Annotated in this window: 13 protein-coding genes; 11 read left to right on the top strand and 2 right to left on the bottom strand. The window is 72.9% G+C overall.

Annotation, left to right across the window (positions count from 1 at the left end):
- Window positions 1–30 precede the first annotated feature (30 nt).
- The 3 genes from AB0883_RS26195 to AB0883_RS26185 are packed head-to-tail and all read left to right on the top strand — an operon-like array spanning window position 31 to window position 2,541.
- Window positions 31–333 (top strand): type VII secretion target, encoded by a 303-nt coding sequence (locus tag AB0883_RS26195; RefSeq protein WP_366643986.1) that lies wholly within the window; start codon window positions 31–33, stop codon window positions 331–333.
- 7 nt (window positions 334–340) lie between these two features.
- Window positions 341–2,005 carry an alpha/beta hydrolase gene (locus AB0883_RS26190; protein WP_366643985.1) on the top strand — a complete coding sequence of 555 codons (1,665 nt, stop codon included), beginning with the start codon at window positions 341–343 and terminating at the stop codon, window positions 2,003–2,005.
- Entirely contained in the window at window positions 2,002–2,541 is a 540-nt protein-coding gene (locus tag AB0883_RS26185) for a hypothetical protein (protein ID WP_366643984.1), read from the top strand. The genes AB0883_RS26190 and AB0883_RS26185 overlap by 4 nt, the downstream gene beginning before the upstream one ends.
- A gap of 52 nt (window positions 2,542–2,593) precedes the next feature.
- Here the strand turns inward: AB0883_RS26185 and AB0883_RS26180 are convergent, their stop codons facing one another.
- The gene (locus tag AB0883_RS26180; RefSeq protein ID WP_366643983.1) at window positions 2,594–3,391 is read right to left on the bottom strand and encodes a siderophore-interacting protein; all 798 of its coding nucleotides are present in this window, start codon (window positions 3,389–3,391) and stop codon (window positions 2,594–2,596) included.
- 249 nt (window positions 3,392–3,640) lie between these two features.
- On the opposite strand from AB0883_RS26180, the gene AB0883_RS26175 reads away from it, so the two are divergent.
- From AB0883_RS26175 to AB0883_RS26145, 7 genes are all read left to right on the top strand, one after another.
- Entirely contained in the window at window positions 3,641–4,669 is a 1,029-nt protein-coding gene (locus AB0883_RS26175; protein ID WP_366643982.1) for an iron-siderophore ABC transporter substrate-binding protein, read from the top strand.
- Window positions 4,666–5,709, top strand: a complete 1,044-nt coding sequence (locus AB0883_RS26170) for an iron ABC transporter permease (protein WP_366643981.1) — start codon at window positions 4,666–4,668, stop codon at window positions 5,707–5,709. The genes AB0883_RS26175 and AB0883_RS26170 overlap by 4 nt, the downstream gene beginning before the upstream one ends.
- A complete protein-coding gene (locus AB0883_RS26165) occupies window positions 5,706–6,740 on the top strand; it encodes an iron chelate uptake ABC transporter family permease subunit (protein ID WP_366643980.1) in 1,035 nt (344 codons plus the stop codon). The genes AB0883_RS26170 and AB0883_RS26165 overlap by 4 nt, the downstream gene beginning before the upstream one ends.
- Window positions 6,737–7,564, top strand: coding sequence for an ABC transporter ATP-binding protein (locus AB0883_RS26160; RefSeq protein ID WP_366643979.1), 828 nt, complete (start codon window positions 6,737–6,739; stop codon window positions 7,562–7,564). The genes AB0883_RS26165 and AB0883_RS26160 overlap by 4 nt, the downstream gene beginning before the upstream one ends.
- A 178-nt stretch (window positions 7,565–7,742) precedes the next feature.
- Entirely contained in the window at window positions 7,743–9,449 is a 1,707-nt protein-coding gene (locus AB0883_RS26155) for an ABC transporter ATP-binding protein (protein ID WP_366643978.1), read from the top strand.
- The gene (locus tag AB0883_RS26150) at window positions 9,446–11,335 is read left to right on the top strand and encodes an ABC transporter ATP-binding protein (RefSeq protein ID WP_366643977.1); all 1,890 of its coding nucleotides are present in this window, start codon (window positions 9,446–9,448) and stop codon (window positions 11,333–11,335) included. Before AB0883_RS26155 ends, AB0883_RS26150 begins: the two co-directional genes overlap by 4 nt.
- A 121-nt stretch (window positions 11,336–11,456) precedes the next feature.
- Window positions 11,457–12,224 carry a DUF2071 domain-containing protein gene (locus AB0883_RS26145; RefSeq protein ID WP_366643976.1) on the top strand — a complete coding sequence of 256 codons (768 nt, stop codon included), beginning with the start codon at window positions 11,457–11,459 and terminating at the stop codon, window positions 12,222–12,224.
- On the opposite strand, the gene AB0883_RS26140 is transcribed toward AB0883_RS26145, so the two are convergent.
- Window positions 12,216–12,695 (bottom strand): winged helix-turn-helix domain-containing protein, encoded by a 480-nt coding sequence (locus AB0883_RS26140; protein ID WP_366643975.1) that lies wholly within the window; start codon window positions 12,693–12,695, stop codon window positions 12,216–12,218. The two genes, AB0883_RS26145 and AB0883_RS26140, sit on opposite strands and share 9 nt — an antisense overlap.
- A gap of 397 nt (window positions 12,696–13,092) precedes the next feature.
- On the opposite strand from AB0883_RS26140, the gene AB0883_RS26135 reads away from it, so the two are divergent.
- Window positions 13,093–17,433, top strand: a complete 4,341-nt coding sequence (locus AB0883_RS26135) for a S8 family serine peptidase (protein WP_366643974.1) — start codon at window positions 13,093–13,095, stop codon at window positions 17,431–17,433.
- Window positions 17,434–17,507: the final 74 nt, after the last annotated feature.

The following is a 17,507-nucleotide window of genomic DNA, read 5'->3' as shown; positions in this document are numbered from 1 at the left end:
CTCGCATCGATCTTCGCGGGAGGCCAGTCAGTGATCGAGCTACACGTCGAGCCGGAGTTGCTGGAGAAGGCGTCGCGGGTGTGCGACGACCTGCGGGACGATCTGCGGCGCGACGTGTCCGACGTCGAGGACGAGACCCGGGCGGCGGTCTCCGGCCTGCCCGGATGGCAGACCCGGGCGGCGCTGGAGCAGCTGCGTTGGTCGTGGTCGGACGACCTGACCAGGTTGGACCGCTATCTGTCCCAGGTGGGCGAAGCCCTGCGGGGCTGCGCGATGGACTACCGCTACAGCGACGAGGCCAACGCCGCCCGTTTCGACATCCGCGGGCGGTGACCGCGCGGTGGTGACGTACGCGGACCTGCGCGAGGCGCGCGTCGCCCCGCTCCGGGACGCCGCGCAGGCCTGGACGGACCTGTCCCGGGCCTGCGCGAGGCTGGAAGAGCGGTGTGGCGCCGAGCTGACCGGGCCGCTGCGCGTCTCGGGCTGGCAGGGGCCGGCCGCCAGTGCCGCGTTGGGCCGGCTGGACGAACTCGACGACGAGTTCGAGGTCGCGAGCCTGCAGACGCGGACCGCCGCGAGCGTGTTGCGGGAGGCGGCGGAGGAGTTCGGCGACCTGCAACGGCGGTTGGAGTCGGCCGTCGGCGCCGCCCGGTCCCTCGGACTGGCCGTGGACGAGGCCGGGCGGGTGTCCGCGCCGGCGGTGGCGGCAGGGGACAGGCACGACCCGGACGCGGAGATGATCCACCGTCGGCAGGTCCAGAACGCCGCGATCTACACCGACCTCATCACGCGGATCGTCACCGAGGCCACCGAGGCCGACAGCCGGATCGCCCGCGCCCTGACCCGGTTGAAGGCCAGCGCGCCGGGACAGTTCGCCTGGGAGTACAACCGGGCCAACGACGGTGCTCTCGCCGCCGCCACGGCGCTCGGGCTCCACGAGGAGAGCATCCCGGCGCCGGGCAGCAGTCCCGTCGACGTGCACGCCTGGTGGAGCGGCCTGTCCGACGACGAGCGGCAGGTCTACCTCACCGCCTACCCGGAGAGGATCGGCGCCCTCGACGGGCTGCCCGCCACCGACCGCGACGCGGCGAACCAACTGGCGCTGCGCACGTTCGTCGGTGACGACGCCGGCCGGCACCGCGGCCGGGACGACCCGCAGCATGCCGCCGCGCTCATGCTGCTGGACAAGCTGGAAGGCACGGAGCACGCGGCGCCGAACGAGCGGCTCTACCTGCTCTCGGTCGATCCGACGGGTGACGGGAAGGCGGCGGTGGCGATCGGCAACCCGGACACCGCCGCCCACACCGCGGTCCTCGTACCCGGCGTCGGCACCGAACTCGACGACATCCGTGGCCTGATCGGGCGCGCCAACGACCTGCGGGAGGCCTCGGTCGAGCTTGCCCCCGCCGGCGCCGACGTCTCCGTCGTGGCCTGGCTCGGCTACGACACCCCGTCGGTGAACCTCGACATCGTCAGCGCCGTGTTCGGGGCCAAGTCCGAGGCCGGGGCCCGCGCGCTCGACGGCTTCGTCGACGGGCTGCGCGCCTCCCACGACGACGGTCCCTCCCACCTCACCGCCATCGGTCACAGCTACGGGTCGACAGTCCTCGGCGAGGCCGCCAGCACCGGCGACGGCCTCGCCGCGGACGACCTGATCGCCGTCGGCAGTCCCGGCATGCGCGTCGAGAACGCCGGCGAGTTCAACGTCGACCCGAGACACGTGTGGGCCGGGGCGGCGGCCGACGACACCGTCGTCGCCCGACCGGAGGAGACGATCGGCTGGCTCGACGGCGTACCCGTCGTGGGGCAGTGGTTGGTCGACGGCCTCGTCGGCATCCACGGTCCCGCCCCGCACGATCCGGAGTTCGGCGGCAACGTCCTGCACGTCGACACCTCCGGCCACAGCGGATACTGGGCGCAGAACAGCCAGATGCTGCGCTCCCAGGCGGCCGTGATCGTCGGCGACTACGAGGCAGCCGCCCTCGACCACGGAAAAGCCCCGTGACCCTTCGTCACCGCACGCCCTGGTGGCTCGCCGTGGCGGTGGCAGCCGTACTGGTGCCGGCGACCGCCTGCGCGGGCGGTGGCCCGGACACCTCGTCAGGAAAGGACGACCCGTTGCAGACCAAGGCAGCCGCCGAGGTGAGCGCCCTGGCCGAGGCCCGTGCCAAGGCCGTCGCCACCACCGCCGGCGTCGCGCTGGACGACTGGCGGACCAACACCTCGCCCTGCCAGGGCCAGCGGGGCGAGATCGCCGACGACGGACGGTGGACGTTGAGCGGCTTCGCCGGGCTTCCGGTCCCGCCCGCCGACCAGATCACCACGCTGCGGCGCATCCGGGACATGTGGCGGCAGCAGGGCTACGAGATCACCGAGGACCGCACCTTCGCCGACGGCACCCGGGGCGCCGTGTCGATGCGTGACCCCGACACCGGGATCACGATCAGCCTCACGACCACCGCGAGCCGGGACCGCGTCGCCCTGATCCTGGCGAGCGACTGCTACCGGCCCGCGGCCGGCGAGGACCCCGCCAACGCCTAGGTCGGCTCCCGGCGCGTCCGCCGGCGGCCCGGGCAGGCACGGCCACCGGAGTTCAGTGCGCCGTGACCTTCCAGTAGCCGCCGAAGTACACACGCTCCTTGGCGATGCCGCGCTCGGTGCACAGGTGCCGCCGGACGGTCGTGACCATGGCGGACTCGCCCGCGACGAAGGCGTACGGCGTGCCGGCCGGCAACGCCAGGTCCCGCAGCGTACGGATCACCACGTCGCTGCCGCCCGCCGGTGCGCCGCCCCGGTGCAGCCAGGTCAGCGTGACGCCGGGCGGCGTGCGTACCTCGATCTCGTGTTCTGCCGAACCCACCTCGATCAGCGTGATCGCCCGCGCCTGCGGCGGCAGCGCCTCGACGGCCGCGGTGATCGCCGGCATGGCGGTCTCGTCGCCGACGAACAGCTGCCAGTCGGTGTCGGCGGGCGGCGCGTACGCGGCGCCGTCGCTGAGCAGGCCGATCCGGTCGCCCGGGGCGGCCCTGAGCGCCCAGGCGGAGGCCGGCCCGCCGTCGCCGTGGAGCACGAAGTCGATGTCCAGCTCGCGCCGGCCGGCGTCCAGGCGCCGGACCGTGTAGTTGCGGACCACGGGCCGCCGCTCCGCCGGCATGGCCTGCAGGGCGGGCCACCACTGCGCGGAGTCCGGCAGGTGCAGGTCGGCGTCGGGCGCGGGGGCGAGGAAGATCCGCGCCAGGTGGTCCGGCCCGTCGTAGCCGAAGCGGTCGATCTCGGCGCCGGTCAGGGTGATGCGCCGCAGGTGGGGCGTGAGCGGCCGGTTGGCGACGACCTCGGCGAGCATCGGGCGTCTGATCACCCCGGCCTCGACCAGTGTGCTGCCGACGGTCATGGTGTCGCTCCTTCGAGGATCGTGAGCTACCTCCTGGCTGCGAAGTTAGGTTAGCCTGCCCTGATCACGGTTCATGTTCTGCGCCTGGGCACCGAAGGCGGGGGATCGGCACGCACGGAACGCGTCACGCCGGTAACCCCAGGTGAGGCGGCCTGCGGGGGTGGTCGCGGGCGGGGCCGCAGTAGATCAAGAGCGCCTCGGAACGTGTGTTAGGTTAGCCTCCCCTTACCAGCATTGAGGTGTACTTTCATGCGCGCAAACCGCTTCCTCACCGGGGTCGTCGCCCTGGCCGCCACGTTGGCGCTCACCGCGTGCGGCGGTTCGTCGAAGGCCGAGGACGCCTCGGCCGACGGTGGTTCCGCCGCGTTCCCCGTCACGATCACGCACGCGCTCGGCACGACGACGATCAAGGAGAAGCCGAAGCGGGTCGCGACGGTGGCCTGGGCGAACCACGAGGTTCCGCTGGCTCTCGGCATCGTTCCCGTCGGAATGGCGAAGGCCAACTTCGGCGACGACGACAACGACGGCGTCCTGCCGTGGGTCGCCGAAAAGCTCAAGTCGCTGGGCGGGACAGCCCCGGTGCTCTTCGACGAGAACGACGGCATCAACTTCGAGGCGGTCGCGGACACCAAGCCCGACGTCATCCTCGCCGCGTACTCGGGTCTGACCCAGCAGGACTACGACACCCTGAGCAAGATCGCCCCGGTGGTCGCGTACCCGAAGGCGCCCTGGGCCACGGCGTGGCGCGACACGATCAAGCTGGAGAGCCAGGCCCTCGGCCTGGCCAAGGAGGGCGACGCGCTGATCGCCGACATCGAGAAGCAGATGGCCGACGCCGCCGGCAAGCACCCGCAACTGGCAGGGAAGTCGGCGATGTTCATGACGCACGTCGACCCGACCGACCTGAGCAAGATCGGCTTCTACACGACGCACGACACCCGGGCCCAGTTCTTCGCGGACCTCGGGATGAAGGCCCCGGCAAGCATCGCCAACCTCTCCGCCGGCACCGACAAGTTCACGCTCAACCAGAGCGCCGAGCAGATCCAGGTCTTCGACGACGTGGACATCATCGTCGCCTACGGCGACGACAAGCTGCTCGCCGCCGCGCAGGCCGACCCGCTGCTGTCGAAGATCCCCGCGATCAAGCGCGGCTCGGTGGTCATGCTCTCCGGCGCCACGCCGCTGGGCACCGCGGCGAACCCGACCCCGCTGGCCATCCCGTTCGTGCTCGACGACTACGTCGCGATGCTCGCCAAGGCTGCCGACCGGGTGTCATGACCCGGCTCGACTCGCCTGCCCTGCCGGACGTCGCCGTGGTGCGGCGTCCGGCACGGGTACGGCTGCTGTGGTTCCTCGTCGCGGCCGCGGTGCTGCTGGCGTTCATGCTGGCGTCGGTCGCGCTGGGCTCCCGCAACGTCGGCTGGTCCGACATCCTCGCCGCGTTCCAGGGCGCGGACGCGACCATGGAACAGGCCGCGGTCACCAAACGGATCCCGCGCACCCTGCTCGCCGTGGCCGTCGGCGCGGCCCTCGGCCTGTCCGGGGCGGTCATGCAGGGCGTCACCCGCAACCCGCTGGCCGACCCCGGCATCCTGGGCGTGAACATGGGTGCGTCGCTCGCCGTGGTCACCGCCATGGTCACCTTCGGCCTCTCCTCGGCGACCGGCTACCTCTGGACGGCGATCCTCGGCGCCGGCCTCGCGGCGGTCTTCGTGTACGCCGTCGGCTCCCTGGGGCGCGGCGGCCCGACGCCACTGAAGCTCGCCCTCGCCGGCGCCGCCACGTCCGCCGCGCTCGCGTCGTTGATCAGCGCCTTCGTGCTGCCCCGCAACGACGTGGCCGGCGGCTTCCGCTCGTGGCAGATCGGCGGGGTCGGCGGTGCGACCTACGACAGCCTCCGGCAGGCCCTGCCGTTCCTCGCCGTGGGTTTCGCGATCTGCGTCCTGTCGGCCCGGGCCCTGAACTCGCTCGCGCTCGGCGACGAGCTCGCGGCGGGGCTCGGCGAACGGGTGGCCGTCGTGCGGGCCGTCGCGGCGATCGGCGCCGTGCTGCTCTGCGGCGCCGCCACGGCCGTCGCCGGACCCATCGGGTTCGTCGGCCTGGTCGTCCCGCACGTGTGCCGCCTGCTGGTCGGGCTCGACCACCGGTGGCTGCTGCCGTTCTCCGCGCTCCTCGGCGCGTCGCTGCTGACCGCCGCGGACGTCGTCGGCCGGATGGTGGCGCGCCCGGCGGAGATCGACGTGGGCATCGTGACGGCGCTGATCGGCGCCCCGTTCTTCATCTACATCGTCCGCCGGCAGAAAGTGCGCGAGCTGTGAGCACCACGACTCTCGAGGCCGTCACCCACGGCCGGGTCCGCCGTACGCTCCGGCGACGCGGCGTGCTCGTGGTGCTCGCCGTCCTCGTCGTCGCCGCGTTCGCCGTCTCGCTGATGGCGGGGCGCACCTTCTACCCGCCGGCGGACGTCCTGGCGGTGATCGCCGGCGAGGACGTCCCCGGGGCCTCCTTCACGGTGGGCACGCTCCGTTTGCCCCGGGCCGTCCTCGCGATCCTGGCCGGGGCATGCTTCGGGCTCGGCGGCGTCACCTTCCAGACGATGCTGCGCAACCCGCTCGCCAGCCCCGACATCATCGGCATCAGCTCCGGAGCGAGCGCCGCGGCCGCCTTCGCGATCGTGACGCTGCACCTCGGGGAGGCGGGGGTGTCCGCCTTCGCGATCGTCGTCGGGTTGGCGGTGGCGCTGGTCGTCTACACGCTGTCGTTCAAGGACGGCGTCGCGGGAACCCGCCTCGTCCTGATCGGCATCGGCATCGCCGCGATGCTCGACAGCATCACCGCGTACGTCCTGACCCAGGCCGCCGAATGGGACCTGCAGGAGGCGATGCGCTGGCTGACCGGCAGCCTCAACGGCGCCACCTGGGCGGAGACCGTTCCGGTGGCCGTCGCCGTGGCCGTCCTGGCGCCGGTGCTGCTGGGGCAGGCCCGCAACCTCTCCATGATGCAGCTCGGCGACGACACCGCCGCGGCGCTCGGGGTCCGCCTCGAACGCACCCGGATCCTGGTCATCGTCGCGGCCGTCGGTCTCATCGCCTTCGCCACCGCGGCCACCGGGCCGATCGCCTTCGTCGCCTTCCTCTCCGGGCCGATCGCCGCCCGGATCATCGGCCCGGCCGGCTCGCTGCTGCTGCCCTCCGCCCTCGTCGGCGCCCTGCTGGTGCTCGTCGCGGACTTCGTCGGTCAGTTCGCCTTCGACACGCGCTACCCCGTGGGCGTCGTCACCGGCGTGCTCGGCGCCCCCTACCTCATCTACCTGCTCATCCGTACGAACCGCGCGGGAGGCTCGCTGTGACCACCACCCACACGCTCGCGGTCGAGAGCCTGACGCTCGGCTACTCCGACCGCGTCGTCATCTCCTCGCTCGACCTCGTCGTGCCGCCCGGGAAGATCACGGCGATCGTCGGCGCCAACGCGTGCGGCAAGTCGACCCTGCTGCGATCGATGTCGCGCCTGCTGGCGCCCCGCGCCGGCCACGTCCTGCTCGACGGCAAGCAGGTGCACCGGCTGCCGGCCAAGCAACTGGCCCGTACCCTCGGCCTGCTTCCCCAGTCGCCGACGGCGCCCGAGGGGATCACCGTGGCCGACCTCGTCGGTCGTGGGCGCAATCCGCACCAGCGCGTGCTCTCCCGGTGGAGCAGGGAGGACGACGCCGCCGTGGCGGCGGCCCTGGACGCGACACAGACGACGGACCTCGCCGACCGCCCGGTCGACGAACTCTCCGGCGGCCAACGGCAACGGGTGTGGATCGCGATGGCCCTGGCCCAGCAGACGGACCTGTTGCTGCTCGACGAACCGACGACGTTTCTCGACGTCAGCCATCAGGTCGAGGTCCTCGACCTGCTCACGGACCTCAACCTGACACGCGGCACGACGATCGTCATGGTGCTGCACGACCTCAACCTCGCCGCCCGGTACGCGGACCACCTCATCGCGCTTGCCGCCGGCAGGCTGCACGCCGCGGGGGAGCCGGCGCAGGTCCTGACGCAGGAGTGCGTCCGCGCGGTGTTCGGCCTCGAGAGCCAGGTCATCGTCGATCCGACGTCGCAGAAGCCGCTGATGCTGCCGATCGGCCGCCACCACGTGACGACCCGCCCCGGCGTCGGCGTGCCCGAATGAGGCGTCGTCGAGCCCCCGTTCACCGAGGCGATTAGGTGAGGCTAACCTGGCCCTCGATCGCTGGGAGGGCGCATCTCGTGTACACATCCACGTTCGTCCGGACCGTCTCCGAGCCCAGGCGGGCCCCGGCCCCCACCTGGGCCGACGCCCCCGTTGCGCCCACCGGGGCGTGACGCCGATGGCAGCCGACGTGATCAGCGGTCCGGCGGTGCTGCGCCGCGCCCTGCGCCGTCAGCGGGGTCGCGTGGTGGCCGGCATCGTGCTGCTCTGCGCCCACCAGGCCGCCGAAGCCCTCGTCCCGGTCGCCATCGGCCTGATCATCGACCGGGCCGTCGCCACCGGGGACGTGCGGGCGCTGCTGCTCTCCCTCGTCGGTCTCGCCGCCCTCTTCACCGTCCTCGCCTTCGCCTACCGGGCAGGCGCCCGCCAGGCGTACGCGGCCGTGGAGCAGGAGGCCCACCTCGTGCGCGTCGAGATCGCCAGGAGCGCCCTCGACCCGCGCGGGAACCGCTCGGGCATGCGCGACGGCGAACTGCTCTCCGTCACCGCCTCCGACGCCGAGTTGTCCGCGCTCGTCGTGCGGGTCGCGGGGCTCTGCGCCGCCGCGGTCACCGCCATCATGGTCGCGGCCGTCGCGCTGCTCGTCGTTGACGTCCCGCTCGGGCTCGGGGTGCTCCTCGGCGTACCGCTGGTGGTCGTCGCCCTGCACCGGATGGCGCCGTTGCTCAGCCGGCGCAGCGCGTCGCAGCAGGAGGCGCTCGCTGCCACGACCGCGCTCGCCGTGGACCTCGTCACCGGCCTACGCGTGCTGCGCGGCATCGGCGCCCAGGACCACGCCGCCCGCCGGTACGCGGTCGCCAGCCGCCACGCCCTCGACGTCACCCTGCGCGCCGCCACCACCAAGGGCCTGCACCTCGGGCTCACCACCACGGTGAACGGCCTCTTCCTCGCGGCCGTCGCCGGGGTCGCCGGCTGGCTCGCCCTGCAGGGGCGGCTCACCGTCGGCGAGCTGGTCGCCGTCGTCGGGCTGGCCCAGTTCATCGCCGAGCCAGTGCAGACGCTCGGCTACTGCGTACAGCTGTTCGCCATGGCTCGCGCCTCCGCCGGACGGGTCGCCCGGGTGCTCGGCGCCGAGCCGCTCACCCGGCCGGGTACCGCCGGCCCACCCGCCCCCGGCCCGGCGCGGCTCACCCTCGACACGATCGGGTACGCCGGACTCGACGGGCTGTGCCTGCGGGTCGGCGCCGGTGAGGTCCTGGGTGTGCTCGCCTACGATCCGGGCGAGGCCGAGGCGCTGGTGCGGCTGCTGTCCGGCCGCGTGTCCCGCGAGGACTACCGGGGCACGGTGTGCGTCGACGGCGTGCCCGCCGAGGACCTGCACATCGACGCCGTACGCGGCGTCCTCCTGGTCGAGCAGCACGACGTGGCGTTGTTCGAGGGGACGCTGCGCGCCAATCTCGCCGCCGGCGCCGACGTCGACGAGGCGGTCCTGCGCGCCGCCGTGCGCGCCGCGGCGGCCGAGGACGTGCTCGCCGCGCACCCGCACGGCTTCGACCGCCTGCTCACCGAGCGGGGGGCGAACCTCTCCGGCGGGCAGCGGCAGCGGATCGGGCTGGCCAGGGCGCTCGTCGCCGACCCGCCGGTGCTGGTGCTGCACAACCCCACCACGGCGGTCGACGCGGTGACCGAGGCGCTGCTCGCCGAGGGGCTGACCTCGGCCCGCGCGGCGGCGGCCCGCGGCACGGTGCTGATCACCAACAGCCCGGTCCTGCTGCGGGCCACGCACCGGGTGGCCGTGATCGACCGTGGACGCGTCGTCGCCGAGGGCCCGCACGAGCAACTGCTCGCCGGCGACGCCCGCTACCGGGAGGAGGTCCTGCGGTGACCGATGAGTCGAGCACGCCCGGCGTGGAGACCAGGCGGCTGCTGCCCACGGCCACCGCCCGGCAGACCTGGGCCGCACTGCGGGTCGAGTTCGCCCGACTGCCGGGGCTCAGCGCCGCCGCCGCCACGTTGCTGGTCGCCGCGGCGGCGACCGGGCTCGTCGCCCCATGGGTGCTCGGCCGCCTCGTCGACGACGTCATCGCCGGGTCCGACACGCCCCGGATCGTGACCTGGGCGGGTGTGATCGCGGGCGCCGCGGTGCTCGCCGGCCTGCTCACCGCGGTCGGCGCCGCGGTCGCCGCACGCCTCGGCGAGACCGTGCTGGCGCGGCTGCGCGAGCGGGTCCTCGACCGTGCCCTGCACCTGCCGTCAGCCACGCTGGAGCGCGCCGGGACCGGGGACCTGATCGCCCGCGCCGGCGACGACGTGGCCGTGGTGACGAACGTGATCGCCACCAGTGGACCCGCCTTCCTCGGCGCGCTGCTGTCCATCGTGCTGACCGCGGCGGGGCTCTTCGCCCTCGACTGGCGGCTCGGCCTCGCCGGGCTGGCCGCGGCCCCCGCCTACGCGTTGGCGCTGTACTGGTACCTCAAGCGGTCCGTTCCGTACTACGCGCGCGAGCGGGTGGCGACCGGCGAGCGGTCGCAGGCCATGGCCGGGGCGCTCCACGGCGCGGCGACCGTGCGCGCGTACCGCATGGAGGACGCCCACGTCGGTCGGATCGCCGATCGCTCCGCCACGGCCCGCGACCTGTCGTTGGAGATCTTCGGCCTGCACACCCGGTTCGGGCTGCGGATCAACCGGTCGGAGTTCGTGGGGCTCGCCGCCGTACTGCTCGCCGGTTTCCTGCTGGTCCGCGACGACCTGGCGACCGTGGGGGCGGCCACCACCGCCGCCCTCTACTTCCACCGCCTCTTCAACCCGATCGGCCTGCTGCTGCTCCAGTCGGACTCCGTGCTCCAGGCCGGGGCGAGCCTCGCCCGGCTCGTCGGCGTCACCGCACTGCCCGACACCGATCCGCCCGACGGCTCCGCGCCCGCCCGTGCGGAACGGCCCGGGACGGCGGGGCCGGGCGCGCTCGAACCCGCGGCGCTGGAGGTGGCCGTCGCCCGGCACTGCTACGACGACGGACCCGTCGTGCTGCACGACGTCACCCTCCACCTCGCACCCGGGGAACGCGTCGCCCTCGTCGGCGCGAGCGGAGCGGGCAAGAGCACGCTCGCCGGTATCGCCGCCGGCATCATCGCGCCCACCCATGGCTCGGTCCGCCTGCGCGGCGTGCCGCTGACGGAACTGGACGAGCACCGCGTGCGTCGCGAGATCGCCCTGATCAGTCAGGAGGTGCACGTCTTCGCCGGGACCCTCGGCGACGACCTGCGCCTCGCCGACCCGGACGCCACCGACGCCGAGATCACCGCCGCGCTCGACCTCGTCGGCGTCACCGACTGGCTTCGTACCCTGCCCGACGGCCTCGACACGTGCGTGGGGGAGGGCGGGCGACGCGTCACCGCCGCCCAGGCCCAGCAGCTCGCCCTGGCTCGCCTCGTCCTCGCCGACCCCGCCGTCGCGGTCCTCGACGAGGCCACCGCGGAGGCCGGCAGCGCGGGGGCGCGCGACCTCGACCGCGCCGCCACGGCGGCCACCGAGGGCCGCACCACGCTCATCGTCGCCCACCGCCTCAGCCAGGCGGCCACCGCGGACCGCATCGTCGTCCTGGAGCACGGGCGCGTCGTCGAGCACGGCACGCACGAGCAGTTGCTGGCGGCCGGGGGCGGATACAGCCGGCTGTGGCGGTCCTGGAGCACGCCCGGTCCCGTGGTCCCCAGGGGACGCGGGAGCGAGGATGCCGCCGCCCGTCGTCCACGCTCGGCCGTGTCGCCGGGTTAGCGCGCGACCGCGGGGGCATCGGCGGCACGCCGGTCGCCGTACGCCGCACCGACGACGCGACGGGCTGGTCCCGGCGCTGCCCGCGTGGCGTCGCCCGCCGGAGCCGGGGCAGGATGGGTACGTGGACATCGAGCCGGTCGACTCCGCGCCCGAGCAGGCCTTCCGGTGGGGGATCCTGCGGCAGCGCTGGGACGACCTGACGTTCCTGCACTGGGCGGTCGCGCCGGAGCTCGTCGCGCCGCTGCTGCCCCAGGGAACCCGCCCCGACACCCTCGACGGGGTCAGTTACGTCGGGCTGATCGGCTTCCGGATGGTGGGGCTGGGCCTCGGCCGAGGGCCGGGGGTGCCGTACTTCGGCAGCTTCTGGGAGACCAACGTCCGGCTCTACTCGGTCGACGACACCGGCCGGCGTGCCGTGGTGTTCCGTTCGCTCGACGCGTCGCGGCTGGTCCCGGTGCTGGCCGCCCGGGCGACCCTGCGGCTGCCGTACATGTGGTCGGCGATGCGGCTGGACCGCGACGGCGACCGCCTCACCTACCGGTGCCGACGCCGCTGGCCCGGGCCGGTGGGTGCGACGAGCCGGATGGTGGTGCGGGTGGGGGAGCCCGTCGCCGACCCGACCCCGCTGGAGCACTTCGTCACCGCCCGCTGGGGGCTGCACACCCGGGCGTACGGGCGGACGCTGCACCTGCCGAACTGGCATCCCCGCTGGCCGCTGCACCGGGCGGAGCTGCTGCACCTGGACGACGAACTGGTCGGGGCCGCGGGGCTGCCGCGGCCCGTCGGAGCGCCGGTGAGCGTGCTGTATTCCCCTGGCGTCCCGGTGCGGTTCGGCCCACCGGTCGCGACGGGCCGGACGCGGGCTGCCCAAGTCAGGCAGTCAACCTGAACCGCTGACCCTCGGCTGCTGATGGTCGGTCAGCCGGAAGCCGACACCGCGCACCGCGTCGATGGCCACCCCGGTGCCGAGTTCGTGCAGCTTGCGACGCAGCCGCTTCACCAGGGACTGCACGTCCGCCCTGCGTTCCCGCCCCTCGTCACGCCAGACCGAGCGGTGCAGCTCGGCGTAGCTCCACACCCGGATCGGCTCGGTGGTCAGGCAGGCCAGCAGGTCGTGCTCGAGCCGCGTCAGGCCGATCTCGCGGCCCCGGCTGCGGGCCGTCGAGCGGGCCGAGTCGATCAGCAGCGCGTCGCCGTCGGCGGTCGGCGTGCGGGCGGACGGCTCCGGGGCGGGCCCCGGCGCGACCCCGATCAGCCTGCGCAGCTCGTCGAGGTCGGCGACCAGCAGCAGCGGCGCGACCCCGTCCAGGCGTTCGGCGAGTCGTATCCGCTCGGCCGCCGACGGCGTCACCGCGATCACCAGCGGAAATGGTTCGTCGGCCGGAGCTGGTCCGTCCGGCGTAGTGCCTTCGTCGCGTGCCCCCACAGCACCCACCCGGAAACTATGGGCAGCCTCTGCCCATCTTCGTCATGACCGTGACAATCATTGGCAAGCTCCCCATTCGCCGGCCAACAGCTAGTGACAGATTGCTTACGGCAAGTTCTTGATCGTCCATTCTTGTCGATCATAGTGTCCAGACGGGCAGCCGGCGCGACCCGCGCGGTGCCTGGGGGGCATGTAGGGGTCGGATCCGGATCATCCGAACGGAGCCGGCCCCCTGCACCTTCCACCATGGCTCGTTCCACTCTGGGTCGTTCTGGAGGAGGCACCACCGATGTTCACACGTCCACCCGCAAGGCGCTTAGCCAGATCTCTGGTGAGCGCCGGAGCGGCGATGATCCTCGCCGCGACAGGCCTGGCCGCGACCGGGTCAGGCGCACAGGCCTCCCCGTCCGACAAGATCAGGCCGGAGCTCACGAAGGAACTCCAGGGCAAGACCGAGGGCGACTTCTGGATCCGCTTCAAGGACAGGGCGGACCTCAGCGAGGCCGCCGCGATCAAGGACTGGGCCAAGCGCGGCACCGCCGTCGCCGACGCGCTGAAGAAGGCCGCCGCCAGCAGCCAGTCCAAGATCCGCGCCGAGCTCGACGGTTCGGGGACGAAGTACGAGACCTTCTGGGCGACCAACGCGATCAAGGTCAGCGGCGGCTCCCTGACGATGGCGCAGAGCTTCGCCGCGCACGCCGAGGTCGAGGGCCTGTACGCCCCGGTCGCCTACAAGGTTCCCGAGGTCACCGAGGGCACCGACGAGAAGACGGTCAACGCCCTCGAGTGGGGCATCGCGAACATCAACGCCGACGACGTCTGGTCCCAGTACGGCGCCAAGGGCGCCGGCATCACGGTGGCGAACATCGACACCGGGGTCCAGTTCGACCACCCCGCGCTGGTCAACTCCTACCGGGGCAACAACGGCGACGGCACGTTCGACCACAACTACAACTGGTACCGGGCCACCGGCTCCTGCGCCGCGCCCTGCGACACCAACGGCCACGGCACCCACACGATGGGCACGATGGCCGGCTCCGCCGGTGCGAACCAGATCGGCGTCGCACCCGACGTGAAGTGGATCGCGGCCAACGGCTGCTGCCCGAGCGACGCGGCGCTGGTCACCTCCGGCCAGTGGATGCTCGAGCCGACGGACCTCAACGGCCAGAACCCGGACGCCAGCAAGCGGCCGAACATCATCAACAACTCGTGGGGAACCACGCTGCCCTCCAACGACCCGTTCATGGAGGACGTGACGCTGGCCTGGACCGCGTCGGGCATCTTCGGCGTGTGGTCCAACGGCAACAGCGGGTCGGCCTGCCAGACCAGCGGCTCACCGGGCAGCCTGGTCAGCAACTACTCCGCCGGCGCCTACGACGTGAACAACAACATCGCCAGCTTCTCGTCCCGTGGCGCCGGCCAGAACGGCGAGATCAAGCCCAACATCGCGGCACCCGGGGTGAACGTCCGGTCGAGCATCCCGGGCGGCGGGTACGCCAGCTACAACGGCACCTCGATGGCCGCCCCGCACCTCGCGGGCGCGATCGCGCTGCTGTGGTCGGCCGCGCCGGCGCTCGTCGGCGACGTCACCGCCACCCGCGCGCTGCTGGACAACTCGGCGATCGACAAGGCCGACGCCCAGTGCGGCGGCACCGCCGACGACAACAACGTGTTCGGCGAGGGCCGGCTGGACGCGCTGACGCTGCTCAACGCCGCCCCGATCGGCGACACCGGCACCCTGGCCGGCAAGGTCACGGACGCGACCACCGGCGCGCCGATCGCGGGCGCCACGGTGACCCTGACCGGCGCGGCGGACCGCGAGCTGACCACCGGGTCCGACGGGACGTACTCGTCCCTGCTTCCGGTCGGCGACTACCAGGTCGCCGTGGCGGCGTTCGGCTACCAGGCCAAGACGACGCCGGCAGCGGTCGCCCGCAACGCGACCACGACCGTCGACGTGGCGCTGACGGCCGTGCCGAGCGTCACCGTCAGCGGCACCGTCACCGACGGCTCCGGACACGGCTGGCCGCTCTACGCGAAGGTGACCGTGGAGGGTCCGTCGGGCGTGTCCGACTACACCACCCCCGTCAACGGCCGCTACAGCCTCAAGCTGCCGGCCGGCACCACCTACGACCTGAAGGTCGAGCCGCAGTACCCGGGCTACCAGACGGTGACCAAGCAGGTCGTGGTCGGCACGGGTAACGCCACGGCCAACGTGGCGGTGCTGGTGCGGACCGACGCCTGCACGACCGCGCCCGGCTACCGGTTCGGCTCCGACGGCGAGTACGAGACCTTCGACGGCAGCACCGTGCCGGCCGGCTGGTCCGTGGTGGACCACGCCGCCAGCGGCCAGGTCTGGAAGTTCACCGACGACGGCGCCCGCGGCAACCTGACCGGCGGCACCGGCAACTTCGCGATCGTCGACAGCGACGAGTACGGCTCCGGCGGCAAGCAGGACACCTCGCTCGTCAGCCCGGTCGTCGACCTGACCGGCGTCACGGCACCGGTGATCCGGTTCAACCAGGACTACAACTGGCTGGGCAGCGACCGCGCCGACGTCGACCTCAGCCTCGACGGCGGGACCACGTGGACCAACGTGCTCCGGCAGGCGGCCGACGTCCGCGGCCCGAAGGTGACCCAGGTCGCCATCCCGCAGGCCGCGGGCCAGGCCCAGGCACGGGTCCGGTTCCGCTACTACGACGCCTCGTACGAGTGGTGGTGGGGGGTCGACAACGTCCTGATCGGCAGCCAGCTCACCTGCGAGCCGATCGACGGCGGCCTGGTGCTCGGCCACGTCCGCGACAAGAACGACAACGGCTACGTCAACGGCGCCACCGTCACCAGCGACGACCGGCCGACGGAGAAGGCCACCACCGTGGCGACCCCGGACGACCCGGGGCTGGCGGACGGCTTCTACTGGCTGTTCTCGTCGCTGACGGACACCCACCCGTTCACCGCCCGCGCCGGCAGCTACGTCAGCCAGAGCAAGCAGGTCGACGTCCAGGCAGACTGGGCGACCGCCGCGAACTTCCAGCTGGCGGCCGGCCGCCTGTCGGTCAAGCCGACCCAGGTGGCCGGGACGGTCCGGATGCCCAGCGGCAAGGTCACCAAGGCGTTCACGGTGACCAACACCGGCGGGGCCCCGGTCGCGGTCGAGTTCAGTGAGCGCGACGGCGGGTTCGAGCTGCTGCGGGCCGACGGGTCCCGGATGAGCAAGCAGGAGGTGCTCGGCTCCCAGGGCGCGCCGGTGCAGCGGCTCGAGGTCCCGACCTCGTTCGCGGCGAAGACGTCCGGCAAGTCGACGGCGGCGGCGTCGCCCGAGGCGGGCCCGCAGGCCGCGCCCTGGACCGACATCGCCAACTACCCGGCCGTGGTGATGGACAACCGGGTGGTCAACCTCGGCGGCAAGGTGTACTCCATCGCCGGCGGCACCGGCTCGGCGTCCTCGGCGAAGAACTACGCCTACGACCCGGTCGCGCAGACCTGGACCGCGATCGCCGATCTGCCCGGCGCGCGTACCGCCATGACGGTGGGCGTCCTGGACGGCAGGATCATCGCCACCGGCGGGTGGGCGGCGGCCGGCCCGGACGGCACCACCTGGTCGTACGACCCGGCGGCCAACACCTGGACGGAGAAGGCCGACAACCCCGCGCCGCGCTCGGCGGCGGGCCAGGCGGTCGCGGGCGGCAAGCTGTACGCCATCGGCGGCTGCACCACGGCGTCCTGCACGCCGATGTCCAACGACGTCGTGCGCTACGACCCGGCCGACGACAGCTGGGAGACCCTGGCCGACTACCCGAAGTCGGTGGCCTTCGTCTCCTGCGGCGGGATCGACGGCATCGTCTACTGCACCGGAGGCAACGACGGCTCCGCCGCGCAGAAGGCGAGCTACGCCTACGACCCGGGCGCCAACACCTGGACGGCCATCGCGGACGCGCCGGCCGACAACTGGGCCAGCTCGTTCGCCGTGGCCAACGGCAAGTTCCTGGTCGTCGGCGGCTCGCAGGGCGGCGCCATCACCAACGTGGGCTTCGCCTACGACCCGGCCACCTCCTCGTGGTCGAGCCTGCCGAACGCCAACACGGCGCGGTACCGCGGCGGCGCGGCGTGCGGCTTCTACAAGGTCGGCGGCTCCTCCGGCGGCTTCACCGCGACGCGGGACAGCGAGGCGCTGCCGGGCTTCGAGGAGTGCGCCGCCAGCACCGCCGACGTCAGCTGGATGACGGTCGACAAGACGGCGGCCACCCTGGCGCCGGGCGAGGCCGTCACGGTCAACGTCGGCATGACGGCGAACGTGGACCAGCCCGGCACCTACACCGCCTCGGTCGCCATCAAGGAGAACACCCCGTACGCGGTGGAGCCGGTGGCGGTCACGATGAACGTGCTCCAGCCGACGACCTGGGGCAAGTTGATGGGCACGGTCACCGGGACGAGCTGCCAGGGCGCCGGCTCGCCGCTCTCCGGTGCCACCGTCCAGGTCGACTCGTGGGCGATGTCCTGGACGTTCGCCACGGACGCCGAGGGCAGGTACGCCTACTGGCTGGACCGTCGGAACAACCCGTTGACGATGATCGTCGCCAAGGACAACTGGAAGCCCCAGACCCGGCAGACGAGGATCAACACCACCGCGCCCACGGTGGAGGACTTCGCGTTGTCGCCCGTCCGCTGCTGACACCGAACGTCAGCCGACAGGTCCGGCCCGCCTGGTTTCCCACCAGGCGGGCCGGGCCGCGTCGGGGCTCCGAA

The organism is Micromonospora sp. NPDC047812, from assembly GCF_040704175.1.
Taxonomy (GTDB): domain Bacteria; phylum Actinomycetota; class Actinomycetes; order Mycobacteriales; family Micromonosporaceae; genus Micromonospora.
Note: the sequence above shows the minus strand (reverse complement) of the source record. Positions and strands in the feature narration are given on the sequence as shown.